At 69.0% G+C, this 20,456-nt stretch carries 14 protein-coding genes; 6 read left to right on the top strand and 8 right to left on the bottom strand.

What is annotated here, in order from left to right; genetic code table 11:
* Positions 1–115: 115 nt before the first annotated feature.
* The 4 genes from ACIBK2_RS28375 to dnaK are packed head-to-tail and all read right to left on the bottom strand — an operon-like array spanning position 116 to position 4,231.
* The gene (locus ACIBK2_RS28375; RefSeq protein ID WP_357384891.1) at positions 116–523 is read right to left on the bottom strand and encodes a heat shock protein transcriptional repressor HspR; all 408 of its coding nucleotides are present in this window, start codon (positions 521–523) and stop codon (positions 116–118) included.
* A complete protein-coding gene (dnaJ, locus tag ACIBK2_RS28370; protein WP_396971410.1) occupies positions 523–1,683 on the bottom strand; it encodes a molecular chaperone DnaJ in 1,161 nt (386 codons plus the stop codon). Before dnaJ ends, ACIBK2_RS28375 begins: the two co-directional genes overlap by 1 nt.
* Before the next feature lie 26 nt (positions 1,684–1,709).
* Positions 1,710–2,387, bottom strand: a complete 678-nt coding sequence (gene grpE / locus ACIBK2_RS28365) for a nucleotide exchange factor GrpE (RefSeq protein ID WP_396971408.1) — start codon at positions 2,385–2,387, stop codon at positions 1,710–1,712.
* Positions 2,384–4,231, bottom strand: a complete 1,848-nt coding sequence (gene dnaK / locus ACIBK2_RS28360) for a molecular chaperone DnaK (RefSeq protein WP_396971406.1) — start codon at positions 4,229–4,231, stop codon at positions 2,384–2,386. The genes grpE and dnaK overlap by 4 nt, the downstream gene beginning before the upstream one ends.
* A gap of 377 nt (positions 4,232–4,608) precedes the next feature.
* Between dnaK and ACIBK2_RS28355 the strand changes: the two genes are divergently transcribed.
* Positions 4,609–6,210: an FAD-binding oxidoreductase gene (locus tag ACIBK2_RS28355; RefSeq protein ID WP_396971404.1), complete on the top strand. Its 1,602-nt coding sequence runs from the start codon at positions 4,609–4,611 to the stop codon at positions 6,208–6,210.
* Between the two features lie 15 nt (positions 6,211–6,225).
* Here the strand turns inward: ACIBK2_RS28355 and ACIBK2_RS28350 are convergent, their stop codons facing one another.
* Positions 6,226–6,720, bottom strand: a complete 495-nt coding sequence (locus tag ACIBK2_RS28350; protein ID WP_396971403.1) for a MarR family winged helix-turn-helix transcriptional regulator — start codon at positions 6,718–6,720, stop codon at positions 6,226–6,228.
* A 110-nt stretch (positions 6,721–6,830) separates the two neighbouring features.
* Here ACIBK2_RS28350 and ACIBK2_RS28345 point away from each other — a divergent pair, with 110 nt between their 5' ends.
* From ACIBK2_RS28345 to ACIBK2_RS28335, 3 genes are all read left to right on the top strand, one after another.
* A complete protein-coding gene (locus ACIBK2_RS28345) occupies positions 6,831–8,528 on the top strand; it encodes an MFS transporter (RefSeq protein WP_396971401.1) in 1,698 nt (565 codons plus the stop codon).
* Positions 8,529–8,533: 5 nt separating this feature from the next.
* Positions 8,534–8,833: a hypothetical protein gene (locus tag ACIBK2_RS28340; protein WP_396971399.1), complete on the top strand. Its 300-nt coding sequence runs from the start codon at positions 8,534–8,536 to the stop codon at positions 8,831–8,833.
* Between the two features lie 141 nt (positions 8,834–8,974).
* Complete coding sequence (locus ACIBK2_RS28335; RefSeq protein ID WP_396971397.1) at positions 8,975–10,138, top strand: zinc-binding dehydrogenase; 1,164 nt, start codon at positions 8,975–8,977, stop codon at positions 10,136–10,138.
* A gap of 11 nt (positions 10,139–10,149) precedes the next feature.
* Here ACIBK2_RS28335 and ACIBK2_RS28330 read toward each other — a convergent pair whose 3' ends face one another.
* From ACIBK2_RS28330 to ACIBK2_RS28320, 3 genes are read right to left on the bottom strand one after another with little or no spacing between them, the layout of a single operon-like run.
* Positions 10,150–11,694, bottom strand: coding sequence for a dynamin family protein (locus tag ACIBK2_RS28330; RefSeq protein WP_396971395.1), 1,545 nt, complete (start codon positions 11,692–11,694; stop codon positions 10,150–10,152).
* Positions 11,691–13,556: a dynamin family protein gene (locus ACIBK2_RS28325; RefSeq protein WP_396971519.1), complete on the bottom strand. Its 1,866-nt coding sequence runs from the start codon at positions 13,554–13,556 to the stop codon at positions 11,691–11,693. Before ACIBK2_RS28325 ends, ACIBK2_RS28330 begins: the two co-directional genes overlap by 4 nt.
* 52 nt (positions 13,557–13,608) lie before the next feature.
* A complete protein-coding gene (locus ACIBK2_RS28320) occupies positions 13,609–15,831 on the bottom strand; it encodes an IniB N-terminal domain-containing protein (RefSeq protein ID WP_396971393.1) in 2,223 nt (740 codons plus the stop codon).
* A 293-nt stretch (positions 15,832–16,124) separates the two neighbouring features.
* Between ACIBK2_RS28320 and ACIBK2_RS28315 the strand changes: the two genes are divergently transcribed.
* Both ACIBK2_RS28315 and ACIBK2_RS28310 read left to right on the top strand, forming a co-directional pair.
* Entirely contained in the window at positions 16,125–17,825 is a 1,701-nt protein-coding gene (locus ACIBK2_RS28315) for an Hsp70 family protein (protein WP_396971391.1), read from the top strand.
* A complete protein-coding gene (locus tag ACIBK2_RS28310) occupies positions 17,818–20,433 on the top strand; it encodes a LuxR C-terminal-related transcriptional regulator (protein ID WP_396971390.1) in 2,616 nt (871 codons plus the stop codon). Before ACIBK2_RS28315 ends, ACIBK2_RS28310 begins: the two co-directional genes overlap by 8 nt.
* The last annotated feature ends 23 nt before the right edge of the window (positions 20,434–20,456 follow it).

Here is a 20,456-nt window from a genome sequence, read left to right as displayed (position 1 = left end):
TGCCCAGTCCGGCATGACTTCGGGCCGCTGACCTCGGCGCATGATCAATATGCCGAGGCCGGCGGCCCGATAGTTAGCTAGCCGTATTCAGTATTGTTGCGGCACTGTTGTTCGCTCAAATACCACGGCGATTACGCGGTTGCCACACCACCAGTGCGGTACTGCGTTGCGGCGGCGAAAGATCGGGCCGATAGCCCGCTCGCAACCGATCCAGCTCGGCCGATAGTTCGGCTACGCGCTGTTGCAATTCCTCGACCTGATTGGTGAGTTCGATGATGCGTTTGATGCCCGCCAGGTTGACGCCCTCGTCCTGAGACAGCCGCTGCACCTCGCGCAACAGCTCGACGTCCCTGGCCGAGTAGCGTCGCCCGCCGCCCGAAGTCCGTTGTGGCGTAACCAGTCCCAGACGGTCATAAGTGCGCAGGGTCTGCGCGTGCATGCCCGCCAACTGGGCCGCCACCGAGATCATGAAGAACTCGACGCGCGACGAACCGCCGCCCGCCTGCTTCGGATCATTGGACATCAAGCACCTGCCCATCCTGCCCGTGGGTCGAAGCCGCTGGCCTTCTCCGCCTCCGCGTAGCGCCGAAGCGCCTCGGCCGCATTGTCGTCCAGCTTCTGTGGCACCGCGACCTTGACGGTGACCAGCAGGTCACCGGCGCCGCCGCCGCGCTTGGGCACGCCACGACCGCGTACCCGCAGGATGCGGCCGTCCGCGGTGCCCGGTGGCACCTTGACGCCGACCCGCCCCTCCAGGGTGGGCACGGACACCGTGGTACCGAGCACCAATTCGCTGTAGCTGACCGGCAGCACCAGGGTCAGGTCGTCGCCGTTGCGGCCGAAGACCTTGTCCTGGCTGACGTGCACGCTGACGAACAGGTCGCCCGACGGCGCGCCGCGCAGGCCCGCCTCGCCCTGTCCGGCCAGCCGAATCCGTTGTCCGTCACTGACTCCCGGGGGAATCCGCACCGTGATGGTGCGCGTGCGGTTCTGGATGCCGCTGCCGTGGCAGTCGACGCACGGGTCGTCGATGATCGAGCCGGTGCCCCGGCAGTCATCGCATGGCTCGCTGAAGCCGAACGCGCCCTGGTTGCGGCTGATGATGCCGGTGCCGTTGCAATGCGGGCAGACCCGCGGGCTGGTGCCCGGCTTGGCGCCGCTGCCGTGACACGTGGTGCACGGCGACGGGCTGGTCATCCGCAGCGGAACCGTGACGCCCTGCGCGGCCTCGCGGAAGCCGAGAGTCGTCTCGGTCTCCACATCGGCCCCTCGCCGCGGCCTGCTCGTGGTGCGCTGGCCGCCCCGGTTGAACAGGCCGCCGAGCAGGTCACCGAGGCCACCGTCGCCGGCGTTCGCGCCGCCGAAGATGTCACCGATGTTGAAGTCCTGCGAAAAGCCGCCCGGCGCACCGGGAGTGAACCCACCGCCGCGTGGATAGCCGCCACCCGCGAACAGCTTGCGGGTCTCGTCGTACTCCTTGCGCTTGGCCGGATCCGACAGCACCGCGTGGGCTTCGCTGACGGTCTTGAACCGCTCCTCCGCCTTGGTATCACCGGGATTGGCGTCCGGATGCAGGTCGCGTGCCAGCTTGCGGTACGCCTTCTTGATCTCGTCCTGCGAGGCGCCGGAGGAGACACCCAGTTCCTTATAGAAGTCCTTTTCGATCCACTCCCGTTGACTCACCGGATATCTCCTCCTCTCGCGTCTTATTACTGTTTGTTCGCGCCGGCATCAGCGTCCGATGCCTCGGTCGGATCGGTGCTGGCCACATCGGCCACGCCATCGGTTACCCCGACCAGCGCGTGCCGAAGCACCCGATCGCCGAACCGATAGCCCTTGCGCATCACGATGCCGATCACCGGGTCGTGCCCGGATCCCTCGTGCTGCACGGCCTCGTGCAGGGTCGGATCGAAAGGCTCACCCGCCGAACCGAATTCCTCGAGCCCCTGCTTGTGCAGCGCGGTGGCCAGCTTGTCGGCCACCGACTTGAGCGGTCCGTTGTCCAGGTCGCCGTGCGCCCGCGCCCGATCGAGATCGTCGAGCACGCCGAGCAATTCGGTGACCACGGCGGCCTTGGCGGTGTCGATCGCGGTCTTGCGATCGCGTTCGACGCGGCGCCGGTAGTTGGCGTACTCCGCGGTCAGCCGCTGCAGGTCGGCGGTGCGCTCGGCGAGTTCCTTGCTGATGGCGTCGGCCAGCAGCTCGGCACCCTGCGCCGCGCCGATGATGGACTCGGTACCGTTACCGGCGTCCGGGCCGGAGCCGGCGGCGTCTTGCGCCGCCGGCTCGCGAACCTCACCGGTCTCCGGGTCGATCTTGCGATTGTCCACGAAGGTGATCGGCTCTTGCTCGGAGTTGCGCTGCTCCGAATTGTTGCCGTGGGTCACTTCTTCTCCGTGTCCACCGGCTCGTCGACAACCTCGGCGTCGACGACCTCGTCATCGGCGTCGGTCGCCGAGGAGCCATTGCTGGACGCGGCCGACTCGTTGGCCGACGACTCGTAGATCGCCTGACCGAGCGCCTGCGACTCGGTCGCCAGCTTCTCCACGGCCGCCTTGACCGCGGCGATGTCGGTGCCCTTGAGCGCCTCGTTCGCCTCGACGATGGCCGCCTCCACCTTGGACTTGATGTCCGCGGGGACCTTGTCCTCGTTCTCCTTGATGAACTTCTCGGTCTGGTGCACCAGCGACTCGGCCTGGTTGCGGGTCTCGGCCTCCTCGCGGCGGGCCTTGTCCTCGGACGCGTGCTGCTCGGCGTCCTTCACCATCCGGTCGATCTCCTCCTTGGACAGGCCGGAGCCGTCCTGGATCTTGATCGTGTTCTCCTTGCCGGTGCCCTTGTCCTTCGCGGTCACGTGCACGATGCCGTTGGCGTCGATGTCGAAGGTGACCTCGATCTGCGGCACACCGCGCGGGGCCGGCGGGATGCCGGTCAGCTCGAACGAGCCGAGCAGCTTGTTGTGCGAGGCGATCTCGCGCTCACCCTGGAACACCTGGATCTGCACCGAAGGCTGGTTGTCGTCGGCCGTGGTGAAGGTCTCCGAGCGCTTGGTCGGGATGGTGGTGTTGCGCTCGATGAGCTTGGTCATCACGCCACCCTTGGTCTCGATGCCCAGCGACAGCGGGGTCACATCGAGCAGCAGGACGTCCTTGACCTCGCCCTTGAGCACACCGGCCTGCAGCGCGGCGCCGACGGCGACGACCTCGTCCGGGTTCACGCCCTTGTTCGGCTCACGGCCGCCGGTCAGTTCCTTGACCAGCTCGGAGACGGCGGGCATGCGGGTGGAGCCACCGACGAGCACGACGTGGTCGATATCGGCGACGTTGATGCCCGCGTCCTTGATCACGGACTGGAACGGCGCACGGGTGCGGTCGAGCAGATCCGAGGTGATCTTCTGGAACTCGGCGCGGGTCAGCTGCTCGTCGAGGAACAGCGGGTTCTTGTCCGCGTCGACGGTGATGTAGGGCAGGTTGATCGAGGTGCTCTGCGAGGAGCTGAGCTCGATCTTCGCCTTCTCGGCGGCCTCACGCAGCCGCTGCAGCGCCATCTTGTCCTTGGTCAGGTCGATGCCGGCGCTGGCCTTGAACTTGTCGACCAGCCAGGTCACCACGCGCTCGTCCCAGTCGTCGCCACCGAGGTGGTTGTCACCGGAGGTCGCGCGGACCTCGACGACGCCCTCGCCAATTTCCAGCAGCGAGACGTCGAAGGTGCCGCCACCGAGGTCGAAGACCAGGATGGTCTGTTCCTTGTCGCCCTTGTCCAGGCCGTACGCCAGCGCGGCCGCGGTGGGCTCGTTGACGATGCGCAGCACGTTCAGGCCGGCGATCTGGCCGGCTTCCTTGGTGGCCTGCCGCTGAGCGTCCTCGAAGTACGCGGGCACGGTGATGACCGCGTCGGTGATCTCCTCACCGAGGTAGGCCTCCGCGTCGCGCTTCAGCTTCATGAGCGTGCGCGCGCTGATCTCCTGCGGCGTGTACTTCTTGCCATCGATCTCGACGGTCCAGTCGGTGCCGATGTGGCGCTTGACCGAGCGAATGGTGCGGTCGACGTTGGTGACGGCCTGGTTCTTGGCCGGCTGGCCGACCAGCACCTCGCCGTTCTTCGCGAAGGCGACGATCGACGGGGTGGTGCGCGATCCTTCCGAGTTGGCGACGACGACCGGTTCTCCGCCTTCGAGTACGGCGACGACCGAGTTCGTGGTCCCGAGGTCGATTCCGACCGCACGAGCCATTGTTGTTCCTCCTATTTGACGTACTTACTGGTGTCGGTGCTGGGCAAGTGTCGCCCTACGGCCAGGTCGCCCTGTGCCGTGAGACCTCGCCCCAGCACCTGACGGAGCACGGTCCCAGCAACGCTGGTCCTTTCGAGCGACCTGCGAGCAGTCGCTACGCTGAGCGTGGTCGACTCAATCCTGCCCCCAATCATCACCGGGAGTCAACTCAAACTTGAGTCCGACACACTCAACACTGTCGAATAGCTCAACGGCCGACCGCCGAGGATCATTCCCGAACGCCGACCCCAATTTCGTCCGTTCGCGATTCTCGTCTCCCGGACCCACCCGGGCCACCCGTGGTGCAATGACTCCCGCTGCGGGCGAGAGGAGTCACGGTGTCGACGAAGACGCGGTCATGGTGGGGTTGGGGCAACGTCGAGGACGCGGTCGACGGCGCGGAGCGGGCGGCGCTGACGGCGCGGGTCGCGGCGATCCTGCCGGGCGCGGATCTGACCGTGCACGAGCCGCCGACGATCGAATCGCTCGCGCTGCCCGCATCCCGGGTCGCCGCGCCGGACGCGCTCGCCGAGTTGGTTTCCGTGGATCCCGCCGATCGGGCGGCGCACGCGCACGGTAAGGCGTTCCGCGATGTCGTGCGAAATCTGTTGGGCGACGTGCGAACTCCGCCTGATCTCGTCGTCCGGCCGCGCACCGAGGCCGATATCGTCGACGTGCTCGACTGGGCGAGTCGGGCGAATATCGCGGTAATCCCGTTCGGCGGTGGGACTTCCGTCGTCGGCGGGGTGGAGCCGCGGCTCGACGGCGATTTCGCCGGTGCGGTGAGCCTCGATCTGGGCGCGCTCGATCGCGTGCTCGAGATCGATCCCACCAGTCGTGCCGCACGGATTCAGGCCGGAGTGTTCGGGCCCGCGCTGGAAGACCAACTGCGCGAAGCGAAGCTGACCCTGCGGCATTTTCCGCAGTCGTTCGAGTTCTCCACGCTCGGCGGCTGGCTGGCCACCCGGGCGGGTGGGCACTTCGCGACGCTGTACACCCACATCGATGACCTGGTGGAGTCGATGCGGGTGGTAACGCCTGCGGGCATCAGCGAATCCCGCCGGTTGCCCGGTTCAGGTGCCGGGCCCGCGCCGGACCGGATGTTCCTCGGCTCCGAGGGAACGCTCGGTGTGATCACCGAGGCGTGGGTGCGCCTACAGGACCGGCCACGTTGGCGCGCAACGGCTTCCGTGCACTTCGACGACTACGGCCGCGCGGTCGCCGCCACCCGCGTCATCGCACAGTCTGGCCTGTATCCGACCAACTGCCGACTGCTCGATCCGGCCGAGGCCTTCCTCAATGCCGGTGCGGCGACCGCAGGTGGGGTGCTGGTGCTCGGCTTCGAATCCGCGGATCACCCGACGCGGCCATGGATGGAGCGTGCTGTCGAGGTCGCCGTCGAGCACGGCGGCACATTGCCGGAACCCGTGCGCTATTCGGATTCGGACACGAACACGCACAGCGGCGGTACGGCCGATACCTGGCGTTCGTCGTTCCTGCGCATGCCGTACCAGCGCGATGCCCTTGCCGCACAGTCGATGATCACCGAGACCTTCGAAACCGCCTGCACCTGGGACAAATTCGAGGCGCTGAAGGGCGCCGTGACCACTGCCGCGAACGACGCGATCCGCGCGGCGGGCGCGACCGGCGTGGTCACCTGCCGGTTCACCCACGTCTATCCGGACGGGCCCGCCCCATACTTCGGCATCTATGCCACGGGCCGCTGGGGCAGCACGGTCGCGCAGTGGGATGAGATCAAAGCCGCTGTGTCCGAAGCGCTCTCGGCCGCAGGCGGCACGATCACGCACCACCATGCGGTGGGCCGGGATCACCGGCCCTGGTACGACAGGCAACGTCCGGAACCGTTCGCGCTCGCACTCCGCGCGGCCAAGTCCGCCCTCGATCCGGCGGGCATCCTGAATCCCGGTGTGCTGCTGTGAATTACCGACCCCTGGTCAGCAGGGGCGCATTCGCTCGTGCGTGAGACCGGGGTGAATGCCCGGGCGTAAGCCGTTGCTCGCGGCCATCCGTTGCAGCAGCCGCAGCAGCGTCGCCCGCTCCTCCGGGTCGATATCGGCGAACAGTTCGCCGTCGAGGACGGTCACCGCCTGTTGCGCGCGGACCAGTACGTCGTGCGCGGCGGGCAGCAGATAGACGGCGTGGGCTCGCCGGTCGGTCGGGTGCCTGCGTCGTTCGACGAGCTGTCGTTTCTCCAGCTCGTCCACCAGCCCGACCATCACATTGCGATGGATGCCGAGCGTCTCGCACAGCTGCTGCTGCGTTTGCCCATCGTGTTCACGCAACATCCGCAGCATGCCGAAGTGCCGGGGACTGATGCCGAGTGGCGCGAGCAGCTCGCCGAAGCGGCCTCCGGTGTAGGAGCCGAACTGGCCGAGCAGGAAGCCAGGCTGGTCGGACAGCGGCGGGAACCTCGGATCGGCGTCGGTCACGCACCCAGCTTACCGTTAATGCACCCATAATGATTGCCCTATTGCGTGATAATCACTTCATGTGCATAGTTTGAGGGGTCGCCACGCCCATCGAATCGAAGAGAGCCGCCGTGGACCACGACCTCCCCACCACAACCCCACTCGACCCCCGCCGCTGGATCGCCTTCGCAGTCGTCCTCGCCGCGGGCTTCATGGATCTGCTCGACGTCACGATCGTCAATGTCGCCGTCCCCAGCATCCAGTCCGACCTGAAAGCCCAGTACTCGCAGATCGAATGGATTGTCGCGGCCTATGTGCTGGCGTTCGCCGCGGTGCTGATCACCGGCGGCCGGCTCGGCGACATCTACGGGCGCAAACGCGTCTTCCTGGTCGGCATGGCCGGATTCACGCTGGCGTCCGCGGCCTGCGGGCTCAGCACCGACCCGACGATGCTCATCGCGTCGCGCTTCGTACAGGGCGCGATGGCGGGCCTGATGGTGCCGCAGATCCTGGCCATCATCCGGGTCACCTTCCCGGAAAACGAACGCGCCAAAGCGATTGCGCTCTACAGCGCGGTCGGCGGGTCCGCGTCGGCGGTCGGGCTTTCGCTCGGCGGGTTGCTCGTGCAGTGGGACCTGTTCGAGCTGGCCTGGCGGCCGATCTTCCTGGTCAATATCCCGGTCGGCATTGCCGCGCTGTTCGCGGCCGCGGCCGTGCTGAAGGATTCTCGTTCGCCCGTGCCACCGCGGTTGGATGTGGTCGGCATGATGCTGGCCGTCGGTGCGGTGCTGCTGCTGGTCTATCCGATCACCGAGGGTCGCCGACTCGGTTGGCCCGCTTGGACTTTCGTCATGATCAGCGCGGCGGTGCTGACGTTCGCTTTGTTCGTCGGCTACGAAAGCAGACGGGCGCGGACCGGCGGATCGCCGCTGATCGATCTCGGCCTGTTCCGGTCCAGGCCGTTCGCGATCGGGCTCGGCAGCTGGCTGCTGTTCTGGATCGGGCTCGGCGGGTTCTTCCTGGTCTGGACGCTGTTCATGCAGTCGGGGCTCGGCTGGTCGCCGATGCGGGCCGGGCTGACGGCGGTGTTCTTCGCCGTGGGCGCCGGTGTGGGCGCGGGTGTTTCGGTCGGCGTGCTGGCGCCCAGGTTCGGCAGGCGGGTGCTGATCGCCGGTGGCGTGGTGAACGCAATCGGGTTCGGCTGCTACGGCTGGCTTGCCGCGCACTACGGGGCCGAGATCGCCTCGTGGCAAATGGTTTTCCCGCTGCTCGTGATCGGCACCGGGTTCGGCATGGTGGTCGCGCCGACCATCGATCTGCTGCTCGGCCAAGTGCCCGCCAGAGAGGCAGGCGCGGCATCCGGGCTGCTCAATACCGGGCAGCAGCTCGGCACCGCGCTCGGCGTGGCACTGGTCGGTGTCGTGTTCTTCACTCAGCTCGACCATGATTCGGGCCGCGGGGTGGCCGCGGTAACCCCGCGGATCCGCGCCGAGCTCGCGGTGGCCGGCTTGCCGCTGCCCGCGCAGGACGAAATTCTCACCAATTTCCGGGCCTGCGTACGGGATCGATCCGCCGAGATCGATCCGACCGTGGTGCCGGACAGCTGCCGCGCGCCCAGCGGCAGCGATGAGGTCGGCCGGATAGTGGCCGAAGCAGGGGCCGACGCGAACGCGGCGAACTTCGCCAACACCTTCGACTACACGCTCTGGTACGGCATCGGAATGCTGCTGCTGGTGTGCCTCGGGTTCTTCGCGCTGCCGAAGGACGCCAAGCTCGAACCACACGAAACCGATACCGCGACAGCGGATCTGACACCGATAGGAGTATGAGAACAATGGATATCTTGATCATCGGCCGCGGGCCGAGCGTGGTGGAGTCGGGCATCGCCCAGCTCCGGGCCCAGGGCTTCAGCGCACACGGCGTGATCGCCGACGAGGACGCCCTCGCGGTCCTCGCCGCCGATCCGGTCGACTACCTGCTGATCGGCGGCGGCGTGGAAAGCGATTCGCGCGAACTGTTGATCAAGAAGGCCGAGCAGCACGGCGTCTCGGTGATCGAAGCCAACCGCAAGGGGCGCGACCTCAAAACCTACCTCCAGGAGGAGGTGTTCCCGGTCCTGCGCGCTAAGCAGTGACACCGGCACTCCTTCTGATTTCCCGCACCCGATTTCGCATGCGATTTCAGGTGCGGGAAATCGAGGATCGTGCGGCTGATCGCTGTTTTGTCGGACGGGGCGCAGTAGCGTGGGTGACGCTGCCGATACGAGGAGTTCACTATGCGGGCCGCCGTCGTCACCAACTCGAAATTCGAGGTCATCGACCTGCCGACACCGATACCGGGGCGCGGGCAGCTGCTGATCGACGTCTCGCGCTGCGGCATCTGCGGTTCGGATCTGCATGCCCGAACCCATGCCGACGAGATGGCCGAGTTGGGCGTGGCGACCGGCTACGACTCGTTCATGCGGTCGGATCAGAGCGTGGTGCTCGGCCACGAATTCAGCGGTGCGGTCGTCGATTACGGGCCCGGTTGCCGCAAGCGGTGGGCGACGGGCACGCCGGTGGTGGCGCTGCCGATCGTGCGGCACGGTTCGAAGCCGCAGCTCACCGGGCTGTCGGTCGAGGCGCCCGGCGCGTATGCCGAGCAAGTGGTGGTCCAGGAATCGATGACCATGCCGGTGCCGAACGGGTTGTCCGCCGAACACGCCGCGCTCACCGAACCCATGGCCGTGGCTTGGCACGCGGTGCGCAAAGGGCGAGTCGGCAAGGGACAGAACGCCTTTGTGATCGGCTGCGGACCCATCGGCCTCGCGGTGATCAGCATGCTGAAGGCCGCGGGCGTGCGCACCGTGGTGGCCAGCGACTTCTCCCCGCGCCGCCGCGAACTCGCGACCGCGTGCGGCGCGGACATCGTCGTCGACCCCGCCACCGACTCACCCTGGACCGCCGCCCCGAAACACGGCCGCATCAACGGCGTCACCGACATCCTCAACCTCGGCTTCGACACCATGGACCGCCTGCGCCGCGTCCCGAACCTCCCCTGGTGGTACATCTTCCGGCTGGCGAACACCCTGAACGCGGGCCCCTCCGGCCCCGTCATCTTCGAATGCGTCGGCGTCCCAGGCATTCTCGACCAAATCCTCACCGCAGCACCCCCACTCTCCCGCGTGGTAGTCGTCGGCGTCTGCATGCAACCCGACCGCATCAACCCCGCCATGGCCATCAACAAAGAAATCGAACTCCGCTTCGTCCTCGGCTACGATCCCGGCGAATTCCGCGACACCCTCCACATGCTCGCCGAAGGCAAGGTAAACCCCATCCCCTTGATCACCGGCACCGTCGGCCTCAACGGCATCGAATCCGCCTTCACCACCCTCGCCAACCCCGACCACCACGCCAAAATCCTCATCGACCCAGCAAGTTCGGCCACCACGCTCAGCTGACCGCTTGGCAACTACTCGGGTAGTTGGGTGAGGGTGCCTTCGGCGCTGCGGGCGGCGGTTAGGCAGGCGGTGGTGGTGAATTGGTCGGCTAGGGGGTGGCGGGCTCGGGAGCGCCATTTGCGGACTGCGGCGATGGCTTGGTTTCGTTGGACCGAGGGGGCCGCGTCGACTGGGAGGCCTAGGCGGAGGTGGGGGGCGATGCCGGAGCCGCCGATGAGGCGGTGGAGTTCGGCTAGATCTGGTGGGGGCAGGGTTAATTCGTCGGTGCGGAGGCGGCCGAGTAGGCGGAGTTCGGCGAAGCCGTGGACGTCGGCGAGGAGGGTGCGGACGCGGGGCAGTAGGGCGTCGGCCTCGCTGCCGGGGTAGGCGGTGAGGACGCGGGCGAGGGCGGTGAGGGCGGAGTGGGCCTTGAGTTGGTCGGCGCGCTGGCCGAATTGGACATCGAGGACCGAGCGGAGTTCGTCTACGCCGCTGCGGTTGGTCAACTCCGCTGCCAGCGTGGCGGAATCGCGTACGCCGAGTCGGATCAGGGTGACGGCCATTCGAATGCCGAACAGGCCGAATCGCTCGGCGAGCTGGGCTCTGAGTTCCGGTGCCACCGGCAACGCGACGTCGGGGCGGGCGAATCGATCCGCGGACAGTAGTGCCGTGCTCAGGTCGTCGACCGGGACACCGGCCAGTGCCTCGAACGCCGCGTACTCCTGTTGGCGCAGCGTGGCGGCGGCGAACGCGAGCAGTCCGGCAACCGGAATCACGGCCTGGCACAGGCCCGTTCGCTCCAATTCGCCGGCGAAACGGGTCGCGACGTCGCGCGCCGAATGCAAGGCGTCGATCCGGCCCGCGCCGATCTCGTCGGCCCTGGAGACCACGCCGACTACGCCGAGCGGACCCGAAACACCCTGTGCTGCTCCGGTTCCGGCACCAACCCGTTCGAGGAACCGGACGTCAGCGGCGTCGAGCCTGCGCAGCAGATAGACGACGGCGTCGGCTCCCGGAACCGCGACGCCTTGCTCGGCCTGCTCCATATCCACACCTGGCGTGAGCAATCGGGCCGTGCGCCGCGACACCTCCCGCGACAGCGACGAGGTACCCGGCGTATCGATGATCGTCGTGTGGGCCAGCGCGGCGGCGGGCCATTCGACCTCGAGGTGATCGACTTCGCGTGCCGCGGGCGCGTTCCAATTCAGGCGATCCAGGTCGAAGGTCAGCCCGTGCGTACCGCCACCGCGTCGCACCACCACGTTCGCGCGGGCGCCGTCGCCCGCGTGCGCCGTCACGCTCGGGGTGGAGCCGTAGCGGTACCAGGTGACGACCCTGGTGCATTCGGTCGCATCGGTCGGCGCGATGTCCTGCCCGACAAGGGAATTGAGCAGCGTGGACTTACCGGCCTTCAACGAGCCCGCGAGTGCGATGCGCAACGGTTGATCCAAGCGACCGGCACAGTCAGCGAGCAGGGCCCGCGGCCTCGGCTCGCTCGCCAGCGCCGCGCGCGCCGCCCCGACCAGCCGATGCGCCTCGGCCACGATCCCCGGCGTCGCGCCGACCTCTCGCCTCACGAGGCCACCGTACCGACGGTCGCGCTCGGCAGCGCGGCCTGCATGGCGTCGGCGTAGCGACCGAGCTCGGCGACCACATTCAGCTGCCGCTCGAGTACCGTGCCGCGCTCGGCCCGGCGAGCGTTGGCCATGGTCGCCGCCTCCTGCGCGGCCCGCAGCGAATCGTCGATCGACCGTAGACTCCGTTCGGCCATACCGGCGTAGTGGTCACGCAGCGCCCGATGGATGCGGTGCAGCCGGTCCTTGGACTCCTTGCCGGTCTGGAACGCGACGTCGTCGACGAACCGGCGGACGGCGACCTTCGCCTCGTTGCGCCGCTTGGCCAGCCTGGCCTGCTTGTCGTCCCGGAAAGCCTTGCCGCCCACCACGAGTCCGGCGCCGAGCGAGATCGGGTTGAGCAGCGCGAGCCCGGCGAACGTGCTGGCCAGCCCGACCATCAGCACGCCGCCGTAGGAGCCGCGCATGCCGACGAGCAGTTTGCTGCCGAAGCCGATGTCGGGCTCCAGGTCGGCGAGGGTGCCCGCACCGACGTGCCTGCCCTCGACGGCCGCATCGGACCGCACGTCCGGCAGATCGGCGGTGCCGACCTCGGTGAAATGCTCGGCCACCCGCTGCGCGAGTTGCAGTGCGCGGGAATGGGTCCAGAGCAGGTTGTCACCGACCGCCGTATCGATGGTGCCGGTGAGGTATTCGGCAATGCTGTCCCAGTGCCGGCCGGGGTCGTGCTCGTCGATCCATTCCTCGGTGGTTCTGGCGATGCCGCGCAACCGTTCTCGCAGATCGTGGTCGACATCGCCCGCCAGGTCGGTGATTCCGTCGGCGAGGGTGGTCTGCCACGCGGCGGTGCGGCGGTGCAGTTCTTCGGCCGAGGTCCGCGCGGCCTGCAGTTCCCGGACCGCCGCCGCGCCACGTTCCGGGTCACGCACCGCGACCAGTTCACTACCCAGGGCCAGCGCCAAATGTTCGGCGGCGGAACGGATGTCACGGGCCACCGCGGCGCGGGTGGCGAGCTGATCGCGGGCCACCACCTGATCACGCAGGAATTGGTAGAGCACACCGAAGCCCGACTCCAGGCCGAGCTGCTGGTCCTGCAGGCGCAACGCGTGGCTGCGCAGCAACGAGGACACCGCGATCATCGGCACATCGAGGCCCGCCTTGTCGAGGTGCCGCTGGTCGGCCTCGTGCACCTGACGCCAGTGCGGGTACAGGTCGGTCTTGGTGACCAGCAGCGCGACGGTAGGGCACAGCTCGCGCACCTGACGCAGGAACGCGAGCTCGGGCTCGGTGAGCTCGGTGGACGCGTCCGAGAGCACCAGCACCGCATCGGCGGCGGGCACCATACTCAGCACGCCTGCCGCATAAGAACTTCCGTGCCCGCCGACGCCCGGAGTGTCGACCAGCACGATGCCGTCGGCCAGCAAGGCGTTGGGCACCTGGACCTCCAAGCGCAGGATCCGCCGTCCCTGCGCCATCGGGGAACGCGCGGTGATCGTGCCGATCTCGTTGATCGGCACCGGAACTCGGGTCTCCGGGCCGCCGGAGTCGCCGCCGGGGCCGGTGAGCACCAGCTCCGCCTTCGGCTCTGGGCCGTAGGCGAGCAAGGTGGTGATCGTGGTGGTCACGTCATCACCCACCGGGCAGATCTCGAGATTCAGCAGCGCGTTGACGAACCGGCTCTTGCCCTGATCCAGTTGTCCCGCAATGACAATGCGCCGCCGCGGGTCGCGGACCCGATCGGCCGCCACCTCTAGGCGGCCGACCAGATCGTTGCGACCCGCGGCGCGTGCCGCCGCGATGGTTTCGCCGAGTACCGACAGCAGCGGTACCGCCGGTGGCGTGGCGTTCGGTGCGGGCGTCCCCATCGCGGTGTCGACCTCTTCCAGTGGAACGAGCGTTGTCAGGGCGGCGGCGCGATCAGTGCAGCATCGCATCGCCGGCGAGATCCGCACCGGCACTGCTGGCCAGATCCGCGCCCGCATGCGTATCGCCGAACAGTCCGGTGTCGCCGTGCACCCCGGCAGTACTGTCCAGCCCCGACCCGAAGGCACTGGAAACGTCAAGTGACGACCAGGCGTTAGCGGTCGACCCGATGTCACCGCTCAACCCGGCACCTGTGTCCACCGCACCATGCGTTGCGCCGCCAACCGAACCACCGAGTCCCGCACCGGTATCCACCGCCCCATGGGTTGTGCCATTGAGCGAGCTACCGAGGGTCGCGCCGGTATCCACGGCTCCATGAGTCGCGCCACCGAGCGAACCACCAAGCCCTGCTCCGGTATCCACCGCCCCATGGGTGCTCCCACCGAGTGAGCCCTGGAGCCCTGCGCCGGTATCTACAGCGCCGTGGGTGCTCCCACCAAGCGAACCACCAAGCCCCGCACCGGTATCCACCGCTCCGTGGGTAGTGCCATCGAGTGATCCACCAAGTCCCGCACTGGCATCCACAGCGCCGTGGGTAATGCTGCTGAGCGAACCGCCCAGGCCAGCACCGGCATCCACCGCACCGCCGATACCCGTGGACAGATCGCCGCCGATACCCGCGGCCGAGCCGATTCCCGTCGACAGTCCGGTCTCGAGGCCGGTCGCCGCATGGGCACCCGCTTCGAGGCCACCGCCGAGCCCGGTCTCGAGCCCCGTCCCGACCTGCGCACCGACACCAGCCGCACCGTCGAGCCCGGCGGAAAGCCCACCACCCAGACCCGCACCGGCGTCAGCAGCAGCTCCGATCCCGGTGGACAAGCCCGTCGCCAAACCGGTTGCCGCGTGCGTGCCCGCATCAACCGCGCCACCGACCTGAGCGCCGGCATCTAGGGCACCGCCAAGACCTGTCGACAGCCCGGTCGCCAAGCCCGAACCTACCTGTGCCCCGGCATTGATCGAACTGTCCACACTCGTGGCGAACCCGGTCCCGAGATCGGCGCCCACCTGCGTACCGGCGCCGAGAACCGCACCCGCGCTGCCGGAAAGGCCGGTCTCCAGCCCCGATCCGACCTGCACGCCCGTATTCACTGCGCCATCCACTGCAGAGTTGAGCCCACCACCGATGTCGGTGCCCGCGCCGATCGCGGCATCGAGTCCGGTCGCCAGCCCGGCCGTCGCCTGCGCCGTCGAATTAGCCACACTGCCAACAGTTGTGGACAACCCACCGCCAAGCTCGGTGGTGAGATCGGCATTCAGATCGGCCGCACCTTGCGCGACACCACCGAGTCCGGTCGACAACCCGGCCGCAGCTTGCCCGGTCGCGTCGAGCGCACCGCCCAAACCGGCGGACAGGCCCGTGCCGAGATTCGCCGCAGCGTCGACACCCAACCCCGTGGACAAACCGCCGGCCAACTGACTCCCGGCATCAACCGCGCCGTGCAGCCCGGCATTCAGACCGGCACCGAGATCAGCACCCGCGCCGACCGCCGCATCAAGTCCGGTCGTGACATCGGTCACTGCGTGCAGCGCACCCTGCAGCCCCGTGGACAGATCAGCCCCGACCTGAGTGCCCGCGCCGATCGCGGCATCGAGTCCGGTAGAGATTCCGGTCGTGGCCTGTCCCACCGCGCCGAGGGCACCGCCGATACTCGTTTCGAGCCCCGTCCCGACGTGCAGCCCGGCATCCACGGCACCCTGCACATCGGCACCGATACCGGTCACCGCCTGCCCGGCGACACCGAGCGCCCCGCCGACCGCGGCGGACAGATTCGCGCCGATATCGGCAACAGTCCCGAGTCCCGCGGAAAGCCCCGCACCGAGGTCCGCGCCGACCTGCAGCCCGGCGCCGATCGCGGAGTTCAACCCCGCGTTGAGGTCGAGACCCGTGCCGACCTGGCCGCCCAGGTCGATGCCCAGATCAGCGCCGAGGTTCAACCCGGCATCGGCCGCCGCGGCGGTACCGACGGTGCCCGCGGCACCGAGCACGGCCGCGGCACCGGTCTGCGCACCGGCGGCGACGATCGCCGACAGCTGGGAGCCGCCCGCGACCAGCGCCGACTCGGCGACCATCGGGGCGACGGCGGCGATGTCCTCCGGCGTGACGGCGGGCAAACCCGCCGCCACCAGCGCCTGCGTCGGGTTGGCGCAGTAGCCGACCGCCGCCTCGTGGTCGCGCAGCAGGTTGAGGATGAACTCGAGAATCGCGTTGGGTGTCATCAGAAAATCTCCTGAGAGCCGGCGGACCTCCGCGATCCGCATCGTTGGAATGCATTTCACGCTAGGGGCGTCACTCGTTACGCGTAACGGGGCCGACCCCCACAACTCACCCGATCCCGCCCTTAGGGGCATCCGTGGCATTAGGGGAATTTCCCCGGAAGTTCCCCGAAAGCGGTAACGGCTGACGGCCAGCAACCGAAACAACGAGTGCGTCGGCGTGCTCGTCCCGCCTTCCGCACTCGGACTAGACAGCAGCGACACCGGACCACAGAGTTTTCGAACGGGGTTCACGAATGACACAGCGTCTGGCGCTCGGCATCACTGTCGGGGCGTCGAATTCGGTCGCGGTGGCGGCAGCGGAGGATGGCAGCGACCGCGTGGTCACCCATCCCAGCGTGCTCCGCCTCGCGGCCGACACGCCGCCCGCCCTCGGCACCGCCACGCACGCCGCCGGGCGGCATTCCGGCGACGTGCTGGTCGAGGGTTTCCTCGCCAGGGTCGGCGATCCGGTGGACATGCTCGCCGAGGACGGCACCGCACATTCCGCCGCCGACCTCGTCGCCGCCGCCGCCGCCTGCCTGATGGACGAGATCAGCACGCAAGCCCGCGAGTACGGTTCGACGGTCGCCTGCCACCCGGCGTGGTGGCCCGCGCACACCGTCGACATCCAGCGCGCCGCCCTCGATCGGGAGGGCCTGCGCGAGGTGACCCTGGTGCCGGAACCGACCGCCGCGGTCCGCTGGCTCGAATCGGCGCACGGCCCGCTCGGCGACGGTGCGGTGATCGTGTACGACCTCGGCGCGGCCGGCCTGACCGTCTCGGTGGTGCGCACCGGCGATCACGCGGGCTTGCTCGGCACACCACTGCGTACCACGGACGTCGCCGGTGCGGAATTCGATCTGCTGACCATGCGCTACGTGCTGGCAAACGCTGTGCTCGCAAATGATTTCGACCCGTACGACCCGGTGGTCGAGCGGGAATTGTCGGCATTACGCGAGCGCTGCAGAACAGCGAAAGAAGAGCTGTCGATAAATACCGCCACTGTCGTGCAGGTGCGGCTGAATCCGGCGGACACGCACAGCGGCAACGTCCGGCTGGTGCGCGGCGAACTGGAGGACCTGCTCCGCGCGCCCCTGCTGACCTCGATCGACCTGATCCGCGACGCGGTGCAGCGGGCCGGGCTCGACATCGGCGATATCGGCCGGGTGCTGCTCACCGGCGGCGGCGGCGCGATCCCCTTGGTCGCCGAGCTGATCTCCACCGAATTCGGTCTTCCGGTGGTCGCGGCCCCCGACCCGGCCAACACCAGTGCCCGCGGTGCCGCCGCGCTTGCCGCGGATCTGGCAACGGTCACCGCGCCGGTCACACCGGCCGTGCCCGCCGCACCGCAGACCAAAGAGCTTCCCTCCGTGGCGATCTCGCCGCTGCCGCAGGATGCCGCGCCGCGCAAGCCGCGGTTCAGCGGCAGGCAGCGCGCCGCCATCGTCGCGGGCGCCGCGGTCTTGATCGGGTTGCTGGCCACCGGCACCGTCGCGATCGGCACCGGTGCCCAGCCCGGCCCGAACTCGCCCTCGACCGGACACTCGTCCGCAGCGGAGATCGCCGCGACCAACGGGGTACCGGCCGGTGATCCGGCCAGTCCCAACGCACCTGTCGCCGCGACCGACTCGACCACCTCCGCTGCGGGTCGCCCGAAACCCGTTGCGGGGCAACCTGGTTCCCCCGCCGCAACGACAGTATCCGTGGTGAACAGTCAGCCCGCCGACCAGCCCGCCGCACCGCCCGCGGAACCCGGTGCGCCACAACCGGCCCCGCAGCCGGCTCCGGCACCCGTACCCGTTCCAGCACCGGGTAACTACCCCGCACCCCCGACCCCACCGCAGGCACCGAGCCTGCCGACCGGTGTCCTGAAGGACCCGATCGATACCGTCGGCAACACCGTCGGCACCGTGCTGCGTGCCCCCGGCCAGATTCTCGGAGGAAACGGTGGCTGACATCGCGTTCGACACCCTGCCGTCCGCGCGCGAGATCCTTCGGGAACTGGAGTCCGCCGACCAGCAGCCGGTCGTCTTCCTCATCCGCGGCCGCTCGCAAACCGGTAAATCGACCCTGCTCAACGAGATTCGCCTGCGGCTGCGCGCACGCGGCATTCCCCTCCAGGACACCCCCGCGGTCGAGACGGCACCCGCCGATAACGTCAGTTCCCCCAACGGATCCGGCACCCGTCCGGCGCCGACGACCGAGCAGCGCCCGGCCCTGATCGTCGACAACGCCCACACGCTGAGCCAATCCGAACTCGAATACCTGTGCACCACTATCGAATCCGGCCAGCGCACGGTCGTGATCGCGGCCCAGCCGCGCCCGCACGACCTGCGGCTGCGCGCACTGGCCGACACGGTCGCCCGGCGCGGCCGGGTGATGGAACTGCGCGCCCTCGGCGTCGCCGACATCGCCCCGTTCGCCAGGGAGCTCGGCATGATGGTGCCGCGCCAGGTGTCCCAGCACATCCACCGGCAGACCGACGGCATCCGCGGCGGCGTGGTCGCCGCGCTGACCGCCGCCTGCTCGGCCCGGCTCGACGCGGGCATCGGCGCGGTCGACGCGGCCATCGCCGCGTGGGCCCGCGCGCTGCTGGACAACCTCGCGCCGGATCTGCTGGAAACCCTCGTCGTCGCCACCACCGGCGCAGGCCTGGACGCCAGCGAGCTCACCGAGGTGCTCGGTGTGGAACCCGTTGCCGCACAGCACCTCATCGATCGGGCCAGGGCCAGTGCCCTGGTCACCGATGCCGACCTGCTGCTCACCCCGGCCGTCGGCCCGCTGCGCACGCTGCTCGGCGACCGACGGTTCGTCGCGGTCCAGCGCAAGCTGCTCGGCGCACGGCTGGACGCGGGACTGCTGCGCGACCACACCGCGCTGCTGCTCGCCGAATCCGGCGTCCGCGACCCGCGCCTGGCCGAATTCCTCGCCGCCGCAGCGGAAAAGGCGGGCCGCGAGGCGGTGCGCTACTACGCGGCGGCCGCGGCGACCGGTGCCGACCCCGACCTCATCGCACTGCGTTGGGCCGAGGCCGCCGGGCGCAACGGCGACGGCGAAACCGCCATGCGGCTGGCCGAGCCGGTGCTGGCCCGATCCGGTGTGTCCAGCGCGGAACTGGCCGACGCGGTGCGGATCTGCGCCGCGGCGCTGACCCGGCGCGGCCTGGTCACCCGTGCGGCCCAACTGTATTCGTGGCTCGGCGCACAACGGGTCGGCGCGGACTGGGCCATCGGAGCCACGGTTCTCTCACTGGCCGGCGACGTATCCGGCGCGGCGGAGATGTCCGGCTCGTCGACGCAGTGGCCGCCGACCGAGGCCACCGCCCATGCCCGACTGATCGCCACCGCACTGGCCGGCACTCTTGGCGGACGCCGAGATGATCGCGGAATACCCACCGCACCAACGCTATCCACGAACGGCACGCCCGCAGCCGTCTCCGCACTGGTGCAAGCCGCGCACGCCGATTCCGGCGTCGACCGGTTCCTCCCTTGCACCGCGGTATCCATCGCGACGCTGCTCTGCCTCGGCACCGGCGAGCCACGCCGCGCGGGCGACGCACTGCGCCGCGCCACCGCCAGCGGCCTGCGCTGCCATCAGCTCCAGGTGCTCGCGGCCTGGTCGGCCATGCTCGGCGGCGACGAACGCGCCGCCGCCGCAACGGTTGCCGCGCTCGAGCACGATTCGCTCGACGTCCGCGACCGCCTGCTCGCGCACGGCGTCGCAGTCGGCCTGGCCAGGCGCACCGGCGATCACGCCGCGCTGTCGAAGGCCTGGCAGGCGGCCTATCTGATGTTCGACGATGTAGAGGCCGACCTGCTCGCGCTGCTGCCGATCGGCGAATTGTGGCTGGCCGGAATCCGATTGCGGGACGAGGGCCGCATCGCGCCCTTGATCGACTCCGCGCAAGCACTGCTGCGTCGGCTGGACGAACCGCCCGCCTGGGCGAACGCCTTCCACTGGTACGGCGTGCAGGCCGCGATCCTGCACGAGAGCCCGCAGGAGCTGCTCCCGCATGCCCGGCAGCTGAAGGCCGCGGCCGAAGCGGGCGACCGGCACGCCGCCGTGCTCGCCGACGCGGGCCGCACCTGGGTGCTCGTGCTGCGCGGCGAGGTATCGGCGGCACCGGTCGAAGCGGCCGTCGCCGGATTGAGCGAGATCGGCCTGACCTGGGACGCCGCCCGGCTGGCCAGCGAGGCCGCCCTCGCCGCGGCCGACTCGGCGACCGCGACCGCGCTGCTCAAGCTGGCCCGCACGGTCCGCGCCGACGCCAAACCGCAGGACCCGATCCTGCCGCCGGCCGCGACGCCGCCGCAGCAGGGCAGCAAGCCCGCCCCGGATCCGGCGGTCGGCGAGCCGACCGCGATCCTCAGCGAGCGCGAGCGGGAAGTCGCCGAGCTGGTGCTGCTCGGGCTGACGTACCGGGAGATCGGTGCTCGTCTGTACATTTCCGCCAAGACGGTGGAGCATCATGTCGCCCGTATTCGGCGCCGGATCGGTGCTCGGTCCCGATCGGAGTTATTGTCGATGCTCCGCGCCATGGGACACGGCTCCCTACTGGTGTGACAGAGTGCGGATTCGTCAGCCGG

Source organism: Nocardia sp. NPDC050175 (genome assembly GCF_044459885.1).
Lineage (GTDB): Bacteria > Actinomycetota > Actinomycetes > Mycobacteriales > Mycobacteriaceae > Nocardia.
The sequence above is the reverse complement of the archived record's forward strand: the minus strand, read 5'-3'. Positions and strand labels throughout refer to the sequence as shown.

Bases quoted from the DNA above. Each gene is read 5' to 3' on its own strand.
- ACIBK2_RS28315 (WP_396971391.1), top strand. From the start codon at position 16,125: ATGACACAGCGTCTGGCGCTCGGCATCACTGTCGGGGCGTCGAATTCG.
- ACIBK2_RS28375 (WP_357384891.1), bottom strand. From the start codon at position 523: ATGTCCAATGATCCGAAGCAGGCGGGCGGCGGTTCGTCGCGCGTCGAG.
- ACIBK2_RS28325 (WP_396971519.1), bottom strand. From the start codon at position 13,556: ATGGGGACGCCCGCACCGAACGCCACGCCACCGGCGGTACCGCTGCTG.
- ACIBK2_RS28335 (WP_396971397.1), top strand. From the start codon at position 8,975: ATGCGGGCCGCCGTCGTCACCAACTCGAAATTCGAGGTCATCGACCTG.
- dnaK (WP_396971406.1), bottom strand. From the start codon at position 4,231: ATGGCTCGTGCGGTCGGAATCGACCTCGGGACCACGAACTCGGTCGTC.
- ACIBK2_RS28320 (WP_396971393.1), bottom strand. From the start codon at position 15,831: ATGACACCCAACGCGATTCTCGAGTTCATCCTCAACCTGCTGCGCGAC.
- ACIBK2_RS28340 (WP_396971399.1), top strand. From the start codon at position 8,534: ATGGATATCTTGATCATCGGCCGCGGGCCGAGCGTGGTGGAGTCGGGC.